A 23,101-nucleotide genomic window follows, 5' to 3' on the forward strand; every position below is an offset into this window, starting at 1 on the left:
ATTAAATTTTTAAATAAAAGACATAATTAATTAAAATTATAATTTGCTATTAGTATCTTTTTAAAAATATTTACAATTATTTTAATAGGTTATGCAAGAAGTCTATTATTAAATTAATGCCATATGCTGTAATGTCAATGATAATTTATGCTATTATTTCACGACCAATTGGATACTTAGCACACATTGAAATTATTGTTGGAGTTGGTTATTTATGTTTAATTATTGCTTTAATTTGGCATTCATTATTATTAACATTATCAGGAGTAAATCCATTTAAATGATGGAAGTTTGCTATCAAACCGGTAATTCAGGGTTTTACAACTCAATCTTCTAATGCAACCTTACCCGTAACAATGGAAGTTTTAAAAGATGATATAAAAGTAAAAGAGAATCTTGTTGGAATATCTGCTCCTTTAACTACAACAATGGGGTTAACTGCTTGTGCAGGTGTACAAGCAGGAATTATTTTACTAGGTTATGCAAGAAGTCTGTTGTTTCTTTTATTTCAACAGCTGGTTTATATGATTTAACTGTTGCTAATTTCTTTATTGTTTTATTGGTAGTAGTTGTCGCATCGTTAGGAATTGCTGGTGTGCCAGGGACAGCAAGTGTTGTTACTGCTGGTGTTTTAGGAGGAATTGGATTAGGAACATTGTATGTGCCAGTTTATGCAATTATTGGTTCTCTAGATGGTTTATTTGATATGGGACGAACAGCTGTCAATGTTGCGGGGGATTACAAGCAACAACAACTGCTGCTCAGTTAACTAATTCATTAGAAAATGAAGACTTAATTCTTTTTAAATGGTCAAGATTGCGAAAAAAAACGAAAACGGGAAAAAAAAACAAAGAATAAAGGCTTAGTCCTTTATTTTTATTTTAATAATCTAAGGTTATAATATTACTATAGAAGAAAGAGAGTTGAAAAATATGAAAGTAATAGTAATTGGTGGTTCAACAGCTGGCATGACAGCAGCAAGTAAATTAAAACGTATGTTAAAAAATGATGTTGAAATTATTGCTTATCAAAAGTTTAAATATCCATCATTAGGAGCTTGTGGAATTCCTTATTATGTTGGAAAACATTTTGACAATGCAGAAAGAATGATTGCACGAACTGTTGAAGAATTTCAAAATCTGGGGATTCTTGTTAAAACTAGTTGTGAAATAACACGCATTGATTTTAAAACAAAAACTATTTACGGAATTAACTATAATACAAACCAAGAATTTATTGATAATTATGACAAATTAATTATTAGTGTTGGAGCAACACCACGTCGTTTAAATTTAGCAGGAGAAAACGCTGTAAATGTTTTTACAGGGACAACCTTGGAAGCTGCCATTGAATTACGTTCACGTTTAAAAAAAGTAAAAAATGTTACTATTATTGGCGGAGGTTTTATTAGATTAGAATTTTGTGAAAGTTTTGGCTTGGCAAGAAAAAAATACGTTAATTGAAGCTGACAAATGAATTTCACGAAAATTGCTTGACAAAGATATTGCGCATTTATTAGCAAATGATTTAGAAAAAAAGGAATTAAAATTAAAACAAATACCAAAGTAACAGAACTTGTTGTTGAAAATAATAAGGTAACAAAAATTAAATTATCATCGGAAGAAGAAATTGTAACAGATTTAGTATTAGTTACAATTGGGGTTACTCCTGCAACTAATTTTTTAAAAACAACAGATTTAAAAATGAATGAATTTGGGGCAATTTTAGTGAATAACAAATTTGAAACAAATATTAAAGATGTTTATGCTGTAGGTGATTGTGTGATGACAAAAAATATTATTGATAATAAATTAAATTATATGGTCGTTAGCAACAATTGCAGCCAAAAATGGTAAGGTTCTAGGTAATATTTTAGCAGGAAAGAAAGATCATTTTCCTGGTGGAATTGGAACAAGTATTATGCAGGTTTTCGAAAGTGAAATTGCTCGAACAGGATATACAAAAGAACAAGCAATTTTGAATGGTTTTAATGTGAAAGAGGTCGTTGTAAACGGAACAGATCATACACACTATGTTGCTGATGCGAAGCCAGTAACAATTAAAATTATTTATGACCAAAAAGCTAAAATTATTGTTGGTGCACAAATTTTTGTTTATAATAAAGCTAGTTTAAGAATCAATGCTTTAATCCCAATTATTTGAACAAAAACTAAAATTGGTGAAATTGAGTATTTAGATCTACCATATTCACCTCCTTTTGCAAAAAGTGTTGATGTATTAAACGTTGCTTTGACAAAAATTAATGAGTAATAAAAATTAAAGGAGATAATAATATTAAATGACAGTAAAAAATGCAATTAATTGACGAAAAACTATTAAAAAATATAATAGTGAAAAAGTAATTAATCAAAAAGATTTAACAGTAATACTTGAAGCAGGGCGCTTAGCACCTTGTTCATTAGGAATTGAAGTAACTAATGTTGTTAGTATTACAAATCAAGAATTAAAAAAGAAATTTGCTGATGAAGCAGTGCTTGACTGAAATCAAGAAAAAGTCAAAAATGCTAGTTGTATAATGCTTATTATGGGTACTAATCCATCTTATTTAGTTTCAACTGAATTTTTAACAAAACGCTTAGAACGAGTTATTAATCAAGCAGATGATTTAGAAAAGGCAATTAAAAAATATCAAACTTTTTTGCAACAAAAAGAACATCTTTCTGCATTTGTTTCAGAACAAGCTCATATTGTAACTAGTTTTATTACAATTCAAGCTGCTGATTTAAGAATAGGAACTACTATTATGGGTGGTTTTGATGCAAAAAAATGTGATGAGTTATTAGCAAAACATTGTACGTTTGATCAAGGAAAATATCATACAGTCTTAGCTTTAGCGTTAGGATACTATGATGAAGATGATGATAAAGCAACAATGCCACGTGTTAGAATTGATTTTAATGAATTTGCAAAGATTATTAAATAATCTTTGTTTTTTTTAAAATATGTGTTATCATTATTTACATGCAAATAATATGCAGTCATATTATTAAAAGTGAGGTGAGTTATATGGCAAGAGAAGGAATCCATCCAAAATATTTTGATACTAAAATTATGTGTACAACTTGTGGAACTGAGTACATAAGTGGTTCTACTAAAGGAGAAGAATTAAAAGTTGATACTTGTTCTTCATGCCATCCCTTCTATACAGGAAGTCAACAGTTTGCTAATGCAGCTGGACGTGTTGAACGATTTAAATCTAAATTTAATAAAAAAGAAGAGTTAGTAAAACAAACAGAAAAAGCATCAAAAGCACAAAAAGAACTTAACAAAAAAACAGCGAAACCAAAATCTGATGAACAAAAAGCAGAATAATTGGTAAACCTTTATCTTAAAAAGATAAAGGTTTTTTTGATATTTTGTAATGTAATTTTATTAAATTAGAAACATAATTCTTCAAAAATTAGCGGAAATATAAGTTTAACTTAACAATAACTATTTTTTATTATTTTTATTTGGGTATAATAAAATTAATTGGGAGCGTGGTATTTTAATGGGATTGAAAATTAATAATTTAAAGTATAAACGATATAAAAAAATTATTTTTAGTGATTTAAATTTTAGTGTTGATAGTCAAGAAATTTTGGGGACTCATTTTGAGAATAAGTTTTCACAATTATATTTTTTAAAATTGTTATTGGGAAAGAAAAAACCACGTAATGGAACAATTTATTTAAACAATAGAAATATCACAACTTTATTACCAAAAGAACGTAGAATTGGTTATGTATCACCCGCCCCATTAAGATTAGCTTTTTTACCAACAAAATTACGTTTGGCTTATCATATTTTAAAAACGCCAAAATTTTTACATGATAGTTCATTAAAATATAATAAAAATAAATATTTTTATAAAAATTTAGTTTTTATTGGTAATGATTTAAATAAACAAGATTTAATATTAAAAATAGATAAAATCATTAATGAATATTTTAATAATTCAATTCATATTAAAAAAGAATGAATTGAGACTTATTTAACTCAAATTAGTGAATTCCATAAAAAAGAAATTAGTAAAATTTTAGATGATGATAAAGATTCAATTTTTATTCAAAGTTTACATACTTATACTTACAAAAGAGAAGAAATTCGTGTATATGAAGGTTATCTTGCATTTTTACAAGCTTTATGAGATAAAATTTATTATATTTCTGACTTAGATTATTTGTGTGATTGTTATGAAATTGCTAAAAAAAGAAAACTTAAAGATAAAAGTTTTGGTTTTATTGGGGCAAAATTAGTTTGTGAAAAGTATTTAAAAATATTGCAGACTGAAATTACATATGAACGTTATTTTTTAATTAAAGCACGAAAAGCATTAAAAAAATATCGTCTTAATGTTATAAATATGGTTTTAAAAGATAGTAAACATAAGAGTGTTATTAAAGGAATTTTAAATAAAAGTAATTCCTCAAATATAATTACTTGAACAAAATTATCAGAAGATCAATGATTTAACTATAATCAAAAACAAGAACAATTAATTGCAAATTTATTACCAGATGAAGCAACAATTATTAAGGGAAAAGTTTTAGAATATTTTCATAAATATCATTTGGAATTATTAAATAATACATTAGAAACTCGTGAAAAAGATAATTCACTTGCTATTGAAGAAGCAAATGAAAAAGTTGTAACAGTTTATAATCAAGCTTTTGAAGAAGTTAAAAAATTAATGAGTAATTTAAATATTAAAATGAATTGATTTAAACTTACTAAAAATTTAAGTAGTTTTGATCATACTAAAATTAGATTGATTAATGCCATTTTAAGTAAGAAAGAATTAATTATTTTACATAATACTTTTGACAATTTAACTCATAATGAAGCAAATGAATTAAATGAAATTTTACTTAGTTTAAAAAACTATAATCCACAGTTAACTTTTTTAGTTTTAACAAAGAACATTGAGAATATTAAAAATTATGTTACACAATTATTATTTTTTGATAAGGATAATAATTACAAATTGATGTCAAAAAATCATGCTGAATTTTTACCTAATACAATTAATTTATATCAAATAATGTATAATAGTTCAGAAAATGTTTTTAGTATGAAATATTCTATAGCAGAAAATGTTTTAGAAAATGAAAAAATTAAGATTAAATTACCTAAAGGAACTAAATTAATTGATCAAAAAGAATATTATTTAGCAGTTAATCCAAACTTAATCTCATTCCAAAAGACAAAGGAATTTAACAAAGATTTATATTTATTATATAAAGGACATGTTAAGTCAATTAAAAAAGTCTTTAAATCAATTGTTTGCTTTTTTGAAGTTAATGATGAAGTTATGTTTAAAATTTTAGTGTCAGAAAAAGAACTAAATTTAAAAAAAACAACAACAATATATTTTGAAAAGAATGCATTATTAGTTTATGATAAAGTTAACAATAATTTAGTTGTTAACATATAAGCGAGGAAAACAAATGCAAGATTTAAAAGGAATTATTTTACAAAAAATTAAAGATTATAAGACAATTATTTGTTTACGTCATATTTCACCAGATGGTGATGCATATGGTTCAGCATTTGGATTAGCACAATTCATTAAAGATAATTTTCCAAATAAGAGGGTGTTAGTTGATGGTGCACCAAATGATTTTTTAGCCTTCTTAGCAACACCTGATCTTCTTCAAGCAGAAGATTATAAAGATGCATTAGTAATTGTGACTGATACAGCGAACATTGAACCAATTGATAGTAAATATTGGCAGAAAGCAAAAGAAGTTATTAAAATTGATCATCATCCTAATGTTACGCCATTTGGTGATATACAATGAATTGATGAAACTAAAATTGCAGTTTCAGAAATGATTGCTGAGTTAGTTTTAACATCAAAATTAATAGTAACACCAGAGGCAGCCAAATTAATTTTTACTGGAATTGTAACAGATTCAAATCGTTTTATGTATAGTAAAACTTGCCACAATACTTTTATGTTAGCAGGGCAATTAGTTGCGACAGGTTTTGATTTGCAATCAATTTATCAAAATTTATATGAAGAATCATGAGTTAATGTACGCTTTAAAAATTATTTGTTATCGCAAGTAGTTATTTATGATAAAGAAATTAGTTATGTTAAGATAACTGATGAAATATTAAAAGAACATAATATGAGTTATGAGACTGTTAAACCATGGGTTAATATTATGAGTAATATTAAAGAATTTAAAATTTGAATGTGAGTAATTGAAAATAAAGCAGAGGGTTATATAAACCTTAGCATTCGTAGTAATACTTATATTATTAATAAAGTAGCAGAAAAGTACTATGGTGGTGGTCATCAGTTAGCAAGCGGTGCAAAAATTTATCAGTGAGAAGATTTAGAACGAGTTTTAAAAGACTTAAGTTTTGTAATTAAAAATAACATTAAATATATGGGAGGTTAAGAATGTATTTTTTAAATAGTAAAGCTCAAATAGGCTGAATAGAAGTTATCACTGGTTGTATGTTTTCTGGAAAAACCGAAGAGTTTATTCGCCGCTTAGTTCGCCTAGGTTATGCTAAATTTGAAATTCAAGTTTTTAAACCAACAATTGATAATCGTTATAGTGAAAACCAAGTTTTTAGTCATAGCAAAAAAGCAGTTGAAGCAATATCAGTTAAGAATTCTGAAGAGTTATTAACAAACCTTAAACCAACAACAAATGTTGTTGGGATTGATGAAGTCCAATTTTTTGATAATAATATTGTTAAACTTGCTGATTCTTTAGCAGATAAAGGAATTATTGTTATTGTTAATGGTTTAGATAAAGATTTTCGAGGTGAAGCTTTTATTAATGTTGAACAATTAATGACACGAGCAGAAGAGGTTAAGAAATTGCATGCAATTTGTGTTAGATGTGGAAATTTAGCAAATAGAACCCAACGTTTAATTAATGGGAAACCAGCTAATTATTATGATCCAATTGTTTTAATTGGTGAAAAGGATAAATATGAAGCTCGCTGTCGTCATTGCCATGAAGTAACATACTAATGTAGGAGGAAAAAATGTTAACAAAAAGTGGATTAAATGCTGAAGTTTATTTTATTATAAATAGTAAACCAAAAAATATAAAAAAAATTAAAGCTCATTTTGTTGAAAATTTGCCAATTAATTCCAAAATAATAATTTTAGAAGACTTATTAATTAAGGAAAATGACAATGTGATTGTTAATGGTAATGTTTTTAAAATTAGCCAAAAAATTATTCATAAACATCCCATTAAAAAAACATTTGAAAGTTGCGAATATCGTTTAACTTTAGTTGACCAATTAAAAAATTTGCCAAAATTTCAAACATTAATTTCAAATCAGTAAAAAGTCATTAATTATTATGATTTTTTTATTATAATGAATTAAATTAATCATTATTATTTAAAATATATTATAATTGTTAAGTGTCTAAAAAAGAGGTGAAGCAAATGAATCAAAAAACAATTGAACTATTAGAAACGATGTTAAAGCGGTGAAATTTAATTAATGAAGAATTAACAAAACCAGAAATAGTTAATGATGTAAAAAAGTTAACTAGTTTAGCAAAAGAACAAGCACAATTAGAGGAAACCGTTGCTTTATACTTAAATTATAAAAATGTTTTAAATAATATTAATGAAGCAAAATTAATTTTAGAGACAGAAAAGGATTATGAGTTAATTGAATTAGCAAAAGAAGAATTAAAAACCTCAGAAATAAGAAAAGAACAACTTACAGCAGAGTTAAAAGTAATGTTATTGCCAAAAGATCCTAATGATGATAAGAATGTTATTTTTGAAATTCGTGGAGCAGCAGGTGGTGATGAAGGAAACATTTTTGCTGGTGATTTATATCGAATGTATATAAAATATACAGAACAACAACATTGAAAAGTAGAATTAATTGAAGCAAATGAATCAGAAGCAGGTGGCTTTTCTACAATTTCCTTTATAGTTAAAGGAGATCGTGTTTATTCAAAAATGAAATTTGAATCAGGAGCACATCGTGTTCAACGAATTCCAAAAACAGAAAGTAAAGGGCGAGTACATACATCAACAGCAACCGTTGCCGTTTTACCAGAAATTGAAGAAGTTGATTTTGAAATTAAAATTGCTGATTTAAAAATTGATACTTACCGTGCTTCAGGAGCAGGGGGACAACATGTTAATACAACTGATTCAGCTGTTCGAATTACTCATTTACCAACAGGAGTTGTTGTAACTTCCCAAGATGGCCGTAGTCAACATGATAATAAGGCATTAGCAATTCAACATTTACGAAGTAAATTATATGAAGAACAGCAACGTAAAATTAATGAAGAGCGTGGAACATTAAGAAAAGATGTAGTAGGAACAGGCGACCGGAGTGAAAAAATTCGAACATATAATTATCCTCAGAATCGGGTTACTGATCATCGTATTAATTTAACACTACAAAAATTAGACCAAATTATGGAAGGTAATTTAGATGAAATTGTAGTAGCATTAATTAATGAAGAACAAAGATTGAAAATGGAAGGAAACTAATGACAGTTAATGAATTAATTCAAAAGTCAGAAGATTATTTGAAAGACTCGAATAATGCTAATTATCTTGCCGATATTAAAATTTTAATAGCATTTTTTATGAAAACTTCATTAGCAAAATTATATGCAATTCAAAATGATAAAATTAATTTTAAGATTGATGATTATTGACAACAGTTAATGGCATATCGTAATGGAAAACCAATCCAACATATTACTAATTTACAAAATTTTTATGGATATGATTTTTATGTTGATTATAATGTTTTAATTCCTCGCTATGAAACAGAAGAATTAGTTGATAATATTAATATTATAATTGATGAAATATTGCTTAATAATGGTGATGAACCATTAACTTTAATTGATATTGGAACTGGGAGCGGAGCAATTGCAATTAGTTTAGGCTTAGAAAATCCAAGTTTAACAATTTATGCTAGTGATATTTCAACTGAAGCATTAAAAGTAGCAAAAAGAAATATTAAGCAGTTAAATTGCAAAAATGTTAAATTATTGGAAGGTGATATGCTAGAACCATTTATTAAAAATAAGATTAAAGTTGATCTGCTAGTTTGTAATCCACCTTATATTCCAAAGAATCAAAATATTAGTAATCGTGTTAAAAATTATGAACCACATGTTGCTTTGTTTGGTGATATTGATGGCCTATATTTTTATCGAGAAATTTTTCAAAATTGACAAAAGGTTGTTAAAAAAAATGGCATTTTATGTTTTGAACATGGTTATGACCAAAAAAAAGATTTAGAAAAATTAGTAAAAGAATATTTTCCAAATCAGAAATATTATTTTCAAAAAGATATAAATAAAAAATGACGAATGTTATTTATTAATATTTTGTAGTAAAATAAAAGAAACTTAAGTGTGAGGTGCAGGATATGGAAGATAAACTTAAAAATATTAAAAGAACTCGCATTATTAGTATTGCTTTTTTATTAGTTTTATTTATTATGGTCCCATATTTTACTTTTATATATGTATCACATAGTGGTCAACTTTTAAAAAAATACTTTAATTTTATTGCAACAGTACCTAAGGACGTGTTAACAACATTTACAACACCTAATCTACCAAATGAGTTTTTAATCTTTGGTTTGCCATATATTGCGTTAGGAACATTAGCAGGTGCCATTATTAGTAGTGTTTTTTACATTCATCATCAGAAACGAACAGTTAATTTTATTAATAGAATGTTGTTAATTGGAACAGTTTTTATTATCTCTTTTCTATTTAGTGCTTGTTTATTATTTTCACTTGCAGAATATTATTATGATTTATTTACAGAGTGATGTCGTTCTTTAAGAGGTGGTTATACTGGTCCTGAGTTTGTTAAAAATATTCAAGATATGATTCATAAAGATATTCCAAATCGAGATGCAATTGTTAAAGCATTAATTAATTTAGCAACAGGGCCTGAAACAAACAATAAATATCCATTAACATGAATTGGTCTTAATGCTATTTGATGAATTACAGGATTACAAATGATTTTTATTATTTTTATTATGTTGAAAGTTAGTTTTAAATTAGAATGATTATTAAATGATAATATTAATCCAACTAAAAAAGAAGAATTATTTGTTTTAAAAGATACATTTAATCAAAGTCGTCTTAAAAAGTTTATTAGTCTATATTTAATTCCAAATGAATTTAATATTTCACTATGAGTTGTTTTTTTTTCAAGTATGGTTTTTATTCCCCAATTTGTTTATACAATTATTATTGGCAGTAGTTTTACTGATGCAAACCGGTTTTTTTTATTTTCTTACTTTTATCCACAATTAACAATTAATGCTATTATACCGAATACAACTAGTATTTTAGATCAACCAAATATTGATTATTTTGAGATGACAATGAATATGCCCGGGTCAGGAATTTTTATTAGTGTTGTACCAATTGTTTCTTCTGCTTTAATTATTTCAATGTTATTTGCATTTACTTTTGTAATGTTGAAAAAACCAAATTTAACTAAAAAAGGTTTTATTAGTTTTTATGTTAGTTTTTTAATTGTAACTGGGACTTCACTAGTAATGTTTCTGGTTTCTCAATATGAATTAACAAAAGCAGTTGATTATTGAAATAGTCAAAGTGATAATTTTAAAGAAACAGTAATGGAACCACTTTTTAAAACAACACATTTAGATTATTTTTGATTACAAGGAAATGAATTATTAGCAAGTGGTATTCTATTATCTGCTTTCATTACTGTTTTATCAATTATTGCTCTTTTACATATTTCAAAAATTAAAAGTAATCATATTAGCAATGAACAAATTAAATCAAATTCAAAAGGTTCATAAGAAAGGAGGCTAATTATATATGAAAGTATATACTGTAAAAAATCGCAAAGAGATTATTGCTGGTTATTTAGCAGAAAAAGTTATTATTGTTCCAACAGATACTATTTATGGTATGACGTGTATTATTAGTTCACCAGTAGCAAAAGCGAGAATTTTTAAAGTTAAAAGACGATCAGAAAAAATGTATTTATCAGTTATTGTTAGTTCAGTTCGTATGGCGAAGAATTTTATTGACTTGCCACGTGATGATTTAAAGCTCTTTAAAAAGAATGAAACTATTACTATAATAATAGGTAACATAAAAGATGATATTAATAAGCTTTATAACATTACAGAAGATAATACAATTGGGATTAGAATTACAAAATCAAAATGATTAAAAAAAATTATTAATAAGGTTGGGCCAATTTATGGGACAAGTGTAAATATTAGCGGTCAAAATTATGCTAAAGAATTTAATGATCTTCAAAAATTTAATGTTGATATTATTGTTGACGCTGGTTATTTAGATAATCGTCCTTCAAAGATTTATAATTCTTTAACAAAAGAATTTATTAGATAAGTAGGCAAAAAATGGCAAAAAAAATAAATAAAAAACAATGATCATGATATCGAATTATTAATGTTGTTGTTTTATGTATCTTAATTTTGTTAACATGTATTTTACTGTTTTATTTATTATTAACCAAGAAAAATATACTGTTGCTTTCTTAATTACAATCTTATTTTTAGGTGTATGAGTTATTGGTTACTTTATGGGGCATTTCTTTTTTATGAATAAAGATAATCTTCGAATTGGGACAAGAAAAATAATGAGGGACTATCGTAAAAAAGATGATGATGCTAGCAATCCACCCTTAGGAAACAAGGAAGAAAGAATTAAACAATTAGAACAAGAAGTTCCGGATTTAAAGAAAGAGCACAATGGTTAATTTTAGAAAAGGATAATATCATACCAAATTGCATTTCATAATGCAATTTTTTATAATTTTTTTAGAAATATGATATAATTTAATTATAAATAAACGAAGCAGGAGGACTACGCGATGTACATCAATCCATTCGAAAGAATGAAAAATATGAAATTAAATACTGATGAAACAAATACAATAAATATGAAAAGTAATGGCCCAAATATAAATTTATTACAAGGTAACAATGAAGATGTGGAACTGACAGGAGACTTTCTAAAGAATAGTAATCATAATATTAAAACTGATGAACTTAAGATTGATGGAATTACATTATCAAGTTTTGAAATTATTCGTGATTTAATGAAAATTTTTAAAGAAAAAAATAACGAAATGCAATTTTTCTTAGCAGTTATGGATAAAAGAAATTGTGATTCAATGTTTGAAATTGCTACCTCCTTTTTTTCAATGCCGCTTGTTAATATTGATTTATTACGTATTGAATTATATGCTTCACCATTTTTATTTTTACTTAAAAAAATTATTAAGGGACTACCAAAAGTTAGTTTAGAGGATAAAAAAGTTTTATGAGATCGTGTTAAATTATTTGCACGAACTTTAAAACAAAGTGAATCATTAGAACAAGTTAATGATTCTAATTCAATTGTAATTGTTAATGAGTTAGAATTTGATGATCCATTAGAGTATATTAGAAGAGAATTTGAAGAAATTTTACGTGCTTATGACATCACAGAAAATATTGTAGTAATTTTTAATAATATTGATTTAGTGGGATATGTCAAATTTAAACAAATATTTAGCTTAGTACAATCTATTTTTAAAGGAATTTTACAGTTTAAATTTATTGCTGGATTAAATCCACTTTTAATTGAAACTTATGTTAAACAAATGTATGGCAATTATGCAACAGACCAATTGGTTGCGCATGAAGTTAGTGCTTATAACAAACGATATATTATTAAAAATGAAAATGATAATGTCGTTACTAAAGAACCAACAAAAGAAGCAGGTGATTCTTATCATCCAATGTCAGATTTTGCTTCTGTTGAAACAGAAAATGAGGATGATGAAAAAATTAGCTTTGATTATTGAGCTATGCGCGGTGGAAAGTAGATAGAGGAGGATAATTAAAATGTTTGTGTTTTTAGTAACATTAGGGTGAAGTTTAATTATAATTGGAGCTATAGTTCAAATTTTTACTGCTATTTTAAACTTTTTGGTAATACAATCTGTTGCGCTTCCATCAATTTTAAATTCAATGAATGATATTTTTCAAACATCAATTTTTAAACAAGAACAAATTTTAAGTTATTTGACAGTAGATATTTGAGGATACACAATTACTGCTTTAACAATTTTTGTTGCATTATTAGTTATTACACTAGTATCAGTTCAACTGCATCGTGTTAAAAAAGGACAATTAATTGCAAAACCATATATTAAAATGATATTTGTTACATTAATTATTGCAGCATTAATTTATGGAAAAGTAGCAGTATTAATATTAGCAGCATTAATGTTTATTGGTTTATTGTTTATTGAATCATCATTATTTGATGTTGAGTCTTTACAAAATTTTGTTGAAGAACGAAATATGATTGTTATTTACCACCAAGATAAAAAACTTGAAAAAGAGGTAAATAAAGAGGGAAAGTATCATGGAAGCGCAACTTTGGGAGTTGACGCGACTATCGCAGGGATCGGAGAAACCGAAAGAGATTTCAAAAACAATGATTACGCAAAAAAGGATGATAGTAAAAAGTTATCTTATCAAAAATCAAATTCGATTTTTTCATCAAATGAATTAAATAATTTATTTAATTCTAATAAAAATGATGTTGATGAACATGAATTAGCAAATTTAATTAATGATATGACACAAACTATGATAAATCCGCAGAAGCCAGCGGTTTTTGAAACAAAATCAAATACAACGGAAACTGATTTAAAACAAAGTAAATCAAAAGAATTATCAAAACCACCAGTTGTTAATGAAGTTAAACAACAAGAAAAATCAAACTTGGAATCAGACCAGTTAGAAGATCAAAATTCAGCAAATGATGTTTCACAAAATGAACGAGTTGAGGAAATTCCTGCTCCATTCTTGGATGTAAAACCAAATGCTGATTATAAGTTTAATGCTGATATTAAAAGTTTTGCTGATAAAACAAGCGCTGTAAACGAAAATGCTGATTTTAATGCAGCAGAAGATGAAAAACCAAATTTTTCTTTTTTAGATGATGAATTTTTGAATTCATCATGAACATCAGAGAAACCAATGACAAGAAAACAAAAAAAACTTTATAATAAATGAAGTGAAATGCATCAACAAGCACTTAATATTAAACAAATGGTAGAAGAAGAAGTAGAAATAGCAGAAGTAAAACCTAAATTCATTAAAAAGAAAGCTAAAATTTATAATTTTCTTGCTAAACAAGCAAATGGATTAGTAAGAAAATTAAAGTTAGAACCAGAGCATGAATTAAAATTAATGCGTATTGCTGAAATATTTAATAATAATTCACAAGCCACAGTTGATTTTCTTAATGATCAAATTTTAGCAACAGATAATAATTTAATTGATAATGTCTTGAATGACAACATTAATGAATCATCAAAAAATATTAGTTTAGAAATTAATACTTTTAATAATGTTGTAGATAATGGTAAAACAAAAAAAGAGATAAAAATTATGAATAACAATATTAAACTAGCAAACCAAGAATCACAACGGACAGGAATTATATTTATTCCATCTGATCATAATATTGATAAATTAAAAGGAGAATTATTACCTGATATTAAAACATCAGATGATGAAAAAACAAAAACAGATAATGTACTAGATAATTATGATTACTCTTTTGCTGAACTATCCGGGTTAGATGATTCACAAGTTGGGCATCTTGATGAAATTGATTCAGTTGCAAATGAAGATAATTATGATGAAGATAATTATGATGATGAAATACAATCTTCTGAAAACAATGAGCTTTCAGACCTATCAGTTGAACAACAAACAGTAGAACAAATAGAAAATAATATGGCAACGCTAGTTGCAGATGAAATCTTAAGAACTAATGAAGTAAAACCCGAGCATGAGGTAAAAAATGATGCAATTAATTTAGAATTAACTCCTGAGCCACTAGATACAACAGAACCAAACAATGTGGGAGCAGATATGTTTAATATCTCAATGAATGAAAAACAAAATACTATTTTAACAGAAACAGAAGATAGTGTACCTGCAGAAATATTTACAACAGATGTTAAAGGAACAAATCAATTAGAAGTTAACGCAGATGAATTAAATAAGAATAAAATAGAAGATCATCAAGGTGATTTATTACATGATATTGTTACAAATGAAACAAATAAATCGTTGCAACCAGAAATTCGACCAATTTTAAAAGACGAAGTATCGTATAGTTTAGATGAATTAGATGATAAAATTATGAATGGTGATTTTTCAAATTTAGATGATGAAGTAATTGAATATTTTAATCAGGAAAAGCCAGAACCAATTAAGGAAACACCATTTGTAGAAGAACCACCATTACAACAAGTTATTTCAAATGATCTTGAATATCGTTTTGAAAAAATTGAAGAATTAATTAAAGATTCAATTAACTTACACACAACACACACAAAAACATTACGAGAAGTGCAAAATCACTTAAAAAATTTAACTTTAAAAGTTGAATCGTTAGAGGCAAAATCAGTAGATTTTGCAAAAAAAATTAACGATGTTGAAACTAAAAAATATATTAAGCATCACGGTGTTGTACCAATTGATCAGTTTTATCCTCAAATTAGTGATATTAACTTAGTATCAACACGTTATAATTTATATAATAAAAAAGGTTATTCTAACACATATGGTGTTGCTAACTCAAGTGAAAGTTCATATGGTTTGGGCAATTATTATCGAACTAAAAATAGTAATTCATCTCAAGAAGAAATAAGGGCAAATAATAATCAATTTGCTGATTATAATCATCTTAATTTACATAATATTTCTAAATATACTAAACAAGATATTCCATTTGAAACAAATTGTCCATTTTGTAAAAAGAATAACAAATAAAAATTATTATTTTATTGATTAATATTATAAATAAATTTATTAAAAAAATTAAATTTAGGTTGATTAAATTTAACTTTTTTTATTTAGAAAGTAGTTTTTTTCTTTTCATTCGTTTAAAAATATGTTAAAAATAAATTAGCAATGAGATATTACATTGTTAGGGCATTAAACATAGTAATTTAAGTATGAAAGGAAATATTCAATTGCCGAATAATAATTAATTAAAAAATATAATTTATTAGTAATAAACGGGAGGAAATAAACAATGAGAAAATTGCTCAGTGTTTTTGTAGCAGCAACTTTGCTAAATGGTTCGAGTCTTTTTCTTGTTACATGTGCTAAAAAATATTATTTTGATAGTAATATTTGAGTTATTACCGATGCTGGTATTGTGACCGATGCATCGTTTAATGAATCAGCATGAGATGGAGCAAGTAAATATGTCATTCCACAAAAGGATAAAGAAATTTTACCATCAGAGTGAAAAAAAAGTCACCATCGAGCTAGTTATTATGAACCAGCAAGTCAAACACCATCTGACTTTAAAATAGCTTATTTAACAGCATATATTGCTGGCGCAAAAACATTAATTTTGCCAGGTTTTGTGCATGGTAATACCGTTGGATGAGGTGCAGAAATAGTTGATAATTTAATTTATATTGATGGAAGTAGCCAAAATATTCATTTAGGAATGGATCCCAAAAAACCATTAGCAACAAATGTTGTTGGAATAAGTTATGAAGCTGAATCATCGGGATTTTTTGCAGGAATTGCAACAGCATTATGATTAAATGCTAATCAAAGCAAATATCCTTCAGGTTTAAAAATATCTACATATGGTGGAATGGATAATCCTGGCGCTGTTTCAAATTATATGTGAGGATTTTTAGTGGCTGCTGATATTTTTAATGCAATCATTAGTAATAGCAATTTGCCAAACTTATTTAACATTAGAACAGATCTTTTAGCACAAGTTAAAAAAATGAATCCATCAGTAACTGCTTTACAAAAAATTGAAAAAGTACAAAATGTTATAAAAAATAATGAATCATGATTTTCACAATCATTTGAAATTGGACATGGGAAAGATATTTCAGATGAATTACTTTTTCGTGGAGCAAGTATTATTTTCCCTGTTGCAGGTCCGCAGACCCAAGATACTATTGGCCGAATTAAATATAATAAATCACCAGTTAAAGTTATTGGTGTGGATACAGAACAATCTAAAATTTATGGAGAAGACATAATCGTAACAAGTGCCTTAAAAGAAATTGCAACTTCAACTCAAGAAGCTCTCAAGAATATTTATTCAGATAAATGTGGTTATTCATCTAATAGTAATACTTGAGACAATAATCATGTGACACCGGAATGTTGAATTAATACTGATCAATCATCAATTCAGCATCCAACTTGGACAGGGATTGAAACAACAAAATCAATTAATGAAGATACTGTTAATTTTATTCATAATAAAACTGATAATTTAACAAAGGATACAGCATTTGATAAAATTATTAAAGTATTACAAGATGTTTATTCCCGAGGAATTGATGATGTCCCTCCTGTAGCAGCAAAGGTATTTACAACAACATTAGCAAATACTTATCAAAATAGTGATACATTGAAAACTTATATTTTAAATGCAATTGAAACCGCTTTGCAATAGAAGGAAAGGACATAATATGAAAAACAATAATGAATATGCAATAGAAATGAATAATATTACCAAGGTCTTTGGTGATTTAATTGCAAATGATGATATTACCTTAAAAGTAAAAAAAGGTGAAATTCATGCTTTAATTGGCGAAAATGGAGCAGGAAAATCAACATTAATGAGTATTTTATTTGGTTTGTATGAACCAACAAAGGGAGAAATCCTTATTAATGGAAAACCAGAATATATTAATAATCCTATTAAAGCGAATCAATTAGGAATTGGTATGGTTCATCAACATTTTAAATTAGTTGATATTTTTACTGTACTTGATAACATTACATTAGGATATGAACAGTTAAAAGGGAAAGTATTTTTAAATCGTTCAAAAGAAGCACGTGATATTGCTCAAATTGCAATTAAATATAATTTGCAAGTTGATTTTCGTTCAAAAATTGCAAATATTTCAGTTGGAATGCAACAACGAGTTGAAATTTTAAAAATTTTATACCGTGGAGCAGATATTTTAGTTTTTGATGAACCAACAGCTGTTTTAACACCACAAGAAATTGAAGGCTTATTAAATATTATGTTAGATTTAAAAAAAGATGGGAAAACAATTATTTTTATTTCTCATAAATTAGATGAAGTGAAAAAAATTGCTGATCAGGCAACAGTTATTCGATGTGGAAAAGTTGTCGAAACTTTTAATGTGCAAGATAAAAATGAGAAAGAAATTGCTGAAGCAATGGTTGGCCGTAATTTAGTTGAAATTAAAAATTCAGGGCAAGCACCACGAGAAGAAGTTTTATTAAGAATTGAAAATTTATCAGTAAAGAAAAGAGGCCTAACGCGTTTGATGGCTTTAGATGATTTTAATTTAACCGTTCATGCAGGAGAAATTGTTGCAATTGCTGGAGTAGAAGGAAATGGGCAGACTGAATTAGTAAATGTTGTAACCGGATTAGAAAAAGGAGCCTCTGGAGAAATAATTTTTAATGATATTAATGTGACCAAAAAAAGTATTTATGAACGCTATCAAAATGGAATGTCTCATATTCCTGAAGATCATCATAAATATGGTTTAATCTTAGAATTCAATGCAATTGATAATGTTGTTTTACAAAATATTAATCAAAAACCATTTTCAAATTATGGTTTATTAGATAAAGGAACAATTCAATTATATGCTCAACAAATTGTTAATAAATATGATGTACGAGGTGCAAATTCTGGTTTTGCTGTTACACGCAGCTTATCAGGAGGTAATCAGCAAAAATTAGTTATTGGGCGAGAACTATCACGACAACATAATATTTTAGTTGTTGTTCAACCAACAAGGGGTTTAGATGTTGGAGCAATTGAATATATTCATAATAAAATTTTGGAAGAAAAAGCACAAGGAAAAGCAGTCTTATTAGTTTCGTATGAATTAGAAGAAATTATGAGTTTAGCTGACCGTATTGTTGTTTTACATAATGGACGCATTACTGGTGAAGTTACTGGCAATAAAATTAAACGTGAAGAAATTGGTTTAATGATGGCAGGAAGATATCATAAGAAAGGAATAAAAATTAATGCAAACACAAATTAAAAATTATGGATGATTATTAAAACAGAAAACAAGAACTTTCTTTCGTTCAAATGAATTTAAAACTAAAATGAACTATTTTAAGGCATCTATTTGTGCAATTATTGCAGGAGTTCTGCTTAGTTTTATTATTATCGGTGCAAATGCATCAGATCCATTATTATTTTTTAGTTATGTTTTTCGACTAGCTTTTCACCCATTATTAAAAGATTCGACATTAACTTATTGAGCAATTTATATTGTTGCGGGATTAACTGTTGCGGTTGGTTTTAAAGCTGGATTATTTAATATTGGTGTTCCTGGACAAATGTTATTAGCAGGTAGTATGACAATTGTTTTAGGTTTAAAGAATCCCACAATTAGTCAAGGAGCTGGCGTAATTGGAGCTTTATTTATTTCAATTCTTGTTGGTGCAATGTTAGCAGCAATTGCTGGGGCATTAAAAGCTTATTTTAATATTCATGAAGTTGTTTCAACAATTATGTTAAATTGAATTGTTTGGTATGTTATGAAATGAATGTTTATGAATCCAGCGCATGGGATGTGAAATTCAAATCAAAATTCAACAATTGATATTGTTACAACAGCCCCAAATTTTAATTTAGTATTGAATGGGCAATTATGAATTATTCCATTTATTATTGCAATGTTATTATTAGGAATAATTATTTTTATTATGAATTATACTGTTTTAGGTTTTCGAATTAAAGCGGTTGGAAAATCAAAAAATGCTTCTTTATACGCTGGAACAAATGTTAAAACATATACTATTGTTTCAATGGCATTATCAGGCGCTTTAGCAGGCGTGTTAGGAATGTTATATTATATGACACAATCAACAGTATTACAATTTACAACTGATGCATTACCAGTTATCGGTTTTGATGCAATTGCTGTTGCATTAGTTGCTTTTACAAATGGGTTTGCTATTTTACCAATTGCTTTATTATGAGGAATTATTAAAACAGCTGCTTTGCAAGCAACGCAATTACCTGATTTTCAAATGTCAAAACAAATAGGACAATTGATTTTCGGAATCATTATTTATATGTCTGCAATTTCTACATTATTTATTTACTTTAAACCGATCTTTTGATTGTGTCGTTGATGAAATATTCAACACAATGTAGAATGAAAGCAAGAATATAATAAATATCAAAAACAAATTAAAAATACGAATAAAATATATCGAATTAAAATGCAAGAATTAAAAAAAGAAGGAACTAAAGAAGAAATTAAAGCATATCGGAATGAAATTAATGATCAATTAACGTTATATGCTGGGAAAATTACCACTTTAAAAACAGAAATTCGTTTTTTTGAAAATTTAAAATATAAGGAAGCAACAAAAATTGGGCAACGTGGTCTTAAAACAAAATATAAATTAGCAACATTTATTGCCCTTGGTTCCGCATTAGACCATTTTGTACAAGTGAAAAATGAATATTTATTAAAAAAACAAGAAATTAGTTTTTTAAAAAATAATTATTATCAAGCCGTATGAAAAGTAAAAGGGCAAGCAAAACAAGAATTATCACAGTTTTATAATTTGCCGAAAAAAGAATTATATGCTAAATTATCACATTTACAGTCGCAATATGGTGATTTAGTTCTAAAGCAAGAGGAAGCTATTAAAAAATTACGTGAAAGTTATTATCCTATTTTTAATCAAATTCAACAAAAATATGGAAATGATTTTAAAAGATTGCAAAAAGAAGAAGCACTGATTACTAAAAAATTAAATCAAGAAATTAAAGCATTAAAACGCCAACAACGTCGTGAAATGTATCAATTTAAAATAGCAAATTATCAAAGTAAGAAAAAAATTAAACGGGAATTAAGAATAATTAATCGTCAAGTAAAAGCAGATGTTAAGATTCAACAGGAAGTGGATGTGTTAAAACAAAATTTAAAACTGCAATTAAAAGAGATGAAAAAACAATTTAATCTTGAATATCAAGCTATGCGCAAAAAACATAAAAGAGAGATGCCACAGTGGAAAAAGGAATTAAATCAAAAATTAAAACATATTCGAAAAGTTGTTTCAGAAGATAATAAAATTTTAAAAGCAGAATATCATCGTCAAAATACCGCTTATCAAATGCAAAAAGGAGGAAAAAAATAATGGAAGCAGTTTCACAATTATTTGCTAATGGTTCAATTCTTTTTGCAGTATTGTTAATTGCGGCAATGGCTGGTTTGTATTCAGAACGCGCAGGAGTTGTTAATATTGCTATTGATGGAATGATGATCATTGGTGCGTTAGTTTATGCATTACTTGGTAAAGTATTATCACAATATGGTAATGGAATGCAAATTATTGCTTTATTAATTGCCACAATTTGTGGTGGGACTTTTGCCTTATTACATGGTTTTGCTTCAATTACTTTAAAAGCACAACAAGTAATTTCTGGAACAGCGTTAAATTTATTAGCAACTGGAATCGGATTATTTTTTGTAAGCATTCCATCCTTAGCGGCTGGAAATATGATTCAAACAGGTTTTAATACAATTGGGGTTGATTCATATCAAATTATTAATATTTTCTTAATTATTGCAATTGTTTTAGCAGGTTTTACCTTTATTTTCTTTAGATTTACAAAAACAGGACTACGCTATGTTGGATGTGGTGAGAATCCTAATGCAGTTGATGCAGCTGGAATTAATGTAATTAAAACAAGATATAAGGCAGTTATTATTTCTGGATGATTAGCAGGCCTAGCAGGGGCAATGTTCACTCATTATGTTTCTGGACAATTTCGTGGTGACGTCCAAGGACAAGGATATATTGCCTTGGCAATTATGATTTTTGGGCAATGACGAATTCAATATATTACATTGGGAGCAGTCTTATTCAGCTTTTTAATTGCTTTAGCAGGAACATTATGACGTTTTGCGGGTTGAAATATTGCTGATCCATCAAATCAGTTATTAAAAATTTTACCATTTGTCTTTGCATTAATAACAATGGTTATTTTCTCAAAATATTCAAAAGTACCAAAAGCATCCGGAATTCCATTTGATAAGTCATTACGATAAAAACAACCGATATCGATTGTTTTTATTTACATTTTCTTATTTTTTTCTATAATTAATGTATTCTGAGGATATATTCTGTAAAAAATAAGGGGAAAAAACTATTTATGAAAAAACTATTCATTATTTTTAGTGTTGTCGGATTATTTACCACTGGGATAACTAGTAAAATTACAAGTTGTCGAATGATAAAATATCGTGATACTAATTATACTAATTCAAATTTACAAAATGAGATGTTAATTTGAATGAAAATTGCCAGTGATGTTAGTAATGAGATAACAAATTATGATAGCAATGGAAATATTAAAAATTCAAACGAATTTCCAGAATTAAATTAATTTTATGATTTAGTTAATCAACGTAACCAGTCGGTTGTTCTTGACCGTTCAAATACGCAGATTAATTTAGGATTAAAAAAATTTCAAAATGAATGTAAAGAAATATTTAAGAAATTAAATGTTAAAATTAGTGAAACATATCCAAATTATTTTAATACTTTAAAGAAAAAACCATTGTATCACCTTGAAGAAGCAGATAAATTTACTTTAACTTATGTTGATTTAGATAAAATTAATAAATTAACTAATACTACAACGACTGGTGTTCGAGCAGTTCAAATTCAGTATGAATTTATGTTAGATTTAAGTTTTAAATCCTTAAGACAAATGCGCCCATTTACAGTTACTTATGTTATTACAAATGAACCAGATGAAATTAAAAAAATTTTAGAAAAATCAATTGCAAAAATCAAAAAATATTTAATTAACTTTTTTAATAATTATGAAAATGTCATAATTGATCAAAACAATGAATTCAAATCAATTTACGATGATTTTGAAATTAATTATAATACTAATGTTAAACCATTAGACTTCTTGCATAACCTAGTTATTTTAAAATTCCTATAAAATATATTTAAAATAGAAATTATAGGAATCTAAAATTATGAAATTTGATAAATTTGATTTTAT

General features: G+C 26.7%; 23 protein-coding genes. All 23 read left to right on the forward strand.

Features of this window, described 5'->3' with window-relative positions; translation table 4 throughout:
* The first annotated feature begins 116 nt into the window (after positions 1–116).
* The 23 genes from EHU54_RS00865 to EHU54_RS00975 all read left to right on the forward strand — a co-directional run bounded on the left by EHU54_RS00865 (position 117) and on the right by EHU54_RS00975 (position 23,038).
* On the forward strand, positions 117–533 hold the full coding sequence (locus tag EHU54_RS00865) for a cation:dicarboxylate symporter family transporter (protein ID WP_400248426.1): 417 nt from the start codon (positions 117–119) through the stop codon (positions 531–533).
* On the forward strand, positions 443–769 hold the full coding sequence (locus tag EHU54_RS00870) for a cation:dicarboxylate symporter family transporter (protein ID WP_400248427.1): 327 nt from the start codon (positions 443–445) through the stop codon (positions 767–769). The genes EHU54_RS00865 and EHU54_RS00870 overlap by 91 nt, the downstream gene beginning before the upstream one ends.
* A gap of 163 nt (positions 770–932) precedes the next feature.
* Positions 933–1,856: an FAD-dependent oxidoreductase gene (locus EHU54_RS00875; RefSeq protein WP_400248428.1), complete on the forward strand. Its 924-nt coding sequence runs from the start codon at positions 933–935 to the stop codon at positions 1,854–1,856.
* A 64-nt stretch (positions 1,857–1,920) separates the two neighbouring features.
* On the forward strand, positions 1,921–2,271 hold the full coding sequence (locus tag EHU54_RS00880; protein WP_400248429.1) for a hypothetical protein: 351 nt from the start codon (positions 1,921–1,923) through the stop codon (positions 2,269–2,271).
* Between the two features lie 28 nt (positions 2,272–2,299).
* Positions 2,300–2,944 (forward strand): nitroreductase family protein, encoded by a 645-nt coding sequence (locus EHU54_RS00885; RefSeq protein ID WP_400248430.1) that lies wholly within the window; start codon positions 2,300–2,302, stop codon positions 2,942–2,944.
* A gap of 83 nt (positions 2,945–3,027) precedes the next feature.
* Positions 3,028–3,333, forward strand: coding sequence for a 50S ribosomal protein L31 (gene rpmE, locus EHU54_RS00890; protein ID WP_126821167.1), 306 nt, complete (start codon positions 3,028–3,030; stop codon positions 3,331–3,333).
* Between the two features lie 178 nt (positions 3,334–3,511).
* On the forward strand, positions 3,512–5,437 hold the full coding sequence (locus EHU54_RS00895) for a hypothetical protein (RefSeq protein WP_400248431.1): 1,926 nt from the start codon (positions 3,512–3,514) through the stop codon (positions 5,435–5,437).
* A gap of 13 nt (positions 5,438–5,450) precedes the next feature.
* The gene (locus tag EHU54_RS00900; RefSeq protein ID WP_400248432.1) at positions 5,451–6,413 is read left to right on the forward strand and encodes a bifunctional oligoribonuclease/PAP phosphatase NrnA; all 963 of its coding nucleotides are present in this window, start codon (positions 5,451–5,453) and stop codon (positions 6,411–6,413) included.
* A 2-nt stretch (positions 6,414–6,415) separates the two neighbouring features.
* Entirely contained in the window at positions 6,416–7,000 is a 585-nt protein-coding gene (locus EHU54_RS00905; RefSeq protein ID WP_400248433.1) for a thymidine kinase, read from the forward strand.
* Between the two features lie 14 nt (positions 7,001–7,014).
* Positions 7,015–7,323, forward strand: coding sequence for a hypothetical protein (locus EHU54_RS00910; RefSeq protein ID WP_400248434.1), 309 nt, complete (start codon positions 7,015–7,017; stop codon positions 7,321–7,323).
* A gap of 104 nt (positions 7,324–7,427) precedes the next feature.
* A complete protein-coding gene (prfA, locus tag EHU54_RS00915) occupies positions 7,428–8,504 on the forward strand; it encodes a peptide chain release factor 1 (RefSeq protein ID WP_400248435.1) in 1,077 nt (358 codons plus the stop codon).
* Positions 8,504–9,364, forward strand: a complete 861-nt coding sequence (prmC, locus tag EHU54_RS00920) for a peptide chain release factor N(5)-glutamine methyltransferase (protein WP_400248436.1) — start codon at positions 8,504–8,506, stop codon at positions 9,362–9,364. The genes prfA and prmC overlap by 1 nt, the downstream gene beginning before the upstream one ends.
* A 35-nt stretch (positions 9,365–9,399) precedes the next feature.
* Positions 9,400–10,824, forward strand: coding sequence for a polypeptide chain release factor methylase (locus tag EHU54_RS00925; protein WP_400248437.1), 1,425 nt, complete (start codon positions 9,400–9,402; stop codon positions 10,822–10,824).
* A 19-nt stretch (positions 10,825–10,843) separates the two neighbouring features.
* Complete coding sequence (locus tag EHU54_RS00930; protein WP_400248438.1) at positions 10,844–11,386, forward strand: L-threonylcarbamoyladenylate synthase; 543 nt, start codon at positions 10,844–10,846, stop codon at positions 11,384–11,386.
* Positions 11,387–11,480: 94 nt separating this feature from the next.
* Positions 11,481–11,756, forward strand: a complete 276-nt coding sequence (locus EHU54_RS00935) for a hypothetical protein (RefSeq protein ID WP_400248439.1) — start codon at positions 11,481–11,483, stop codon at positions 11,754–11,756.
* A 114-nt stretch (positions 11,757–11,870) separates the two neighbouring features.
* Complete coding sequence (locus tag EHU54_RS00940) at positions 11,871–12,869, forward strand: hypothetical protein (RefSeq protein WP_400248440.1); 999 nt, start codon at positions 11,871–11,873, stop codon at positions 12,867–12,869.
* 19 nt (positions 12,870–12,888) lie between these two features.
* Positions 12,889–15,843, forward strand: a complete 2,955-nt coding sequence (locus tag EHU54_RS00945) for a hypothetical protein (protein ID WP_400248441.1) — start codon at positions 12,889–12,891, stop codon at positions 15,841–15,843.
* Positions 15,844–16,108: 265 nt separating this feature from the next.
* Entirely contained in the window at positions 16,109–17,512 is a 1,404-nt protein-coding gene (locus tag EHU54_RS00950) for a BMP family ABC transporter substrate-binding protein (RefSeq protein WP_400248442.1), read from the forward strand.
* A gap of 16 nt (positions 17,513–17,528) precedes the next feature.
* A complete protein-coding gene (locus tag EHU54_RS00955; RefSeq protein ID WP_400248443.1) occupies positions 17,529–19,094 on the forward strand; it encodes an ABC transporter ATP-binding protein in 1,566 nt (521 codons plus the stop codon).
* On the forward strand, positions 19,078–21,216 hold the full coding sequence (locus EHU54_RS00960; protein WP_400248444.1) for a ribose ABC transporter permease: 2,139 nt from the start codon (positions 19,078–19,080) through the stop codon (positions 21,214–21,216). Before EHU54_RS00955 ends, EHU54_RS00960 begins: the two co-directional genes overlap by 17 nt.
* Positions 21,216–22,130: an ABC transporter permease gene (locus EHU54_RS00965; RefSeq protein WP_400248445.1), complete on the forward strand. Its 915-nt coding sequence runs from the start codon at positions 21,216–21,218 to the stop codon at positions 22,128–22,130. The genes EHU54_RS00960 and EHU54_RS00965 overlap by 1 nt, the downstream gene beginning before the upstream one ends.
* A gap of 104 nt (positions 22,131–22,234) precedes the next feature.
* Complete coding sequence (locus EHU54_RS00970) at positions 22,235–22,468, forward strand: hypothetical protein (protein WP_400248446.1); 234 nt, start codon at positions 22,235–22,237, stop codon at positions 22,466–22,468.
* Between the two features lie 174 nt (positions 22,469–22,642).
* Positions 22,643–23,038 (forward strand): hypothetical protein, encoded by a 396-nt coding sequence (locus EHU54_RS00975; protein ID WP_400248448.1) that lies wholly within the window; start codon positions 22,643–22,645, stop codon positions 23,036–23,038.
* The last annotated feature ends 63 nt before the right edge of the window (positions 23,039–23,101 follow it).

The organism is Spiroplasma sp. ald (assembly GCF_044714355.1).
Classification (GTDB): Bacteria; Bacillota_I; Bacilli_A; order Mycoplasmatales; family Mycoplasmataceae; genus Spiroplasma; species Spiroplasma phoeniceum.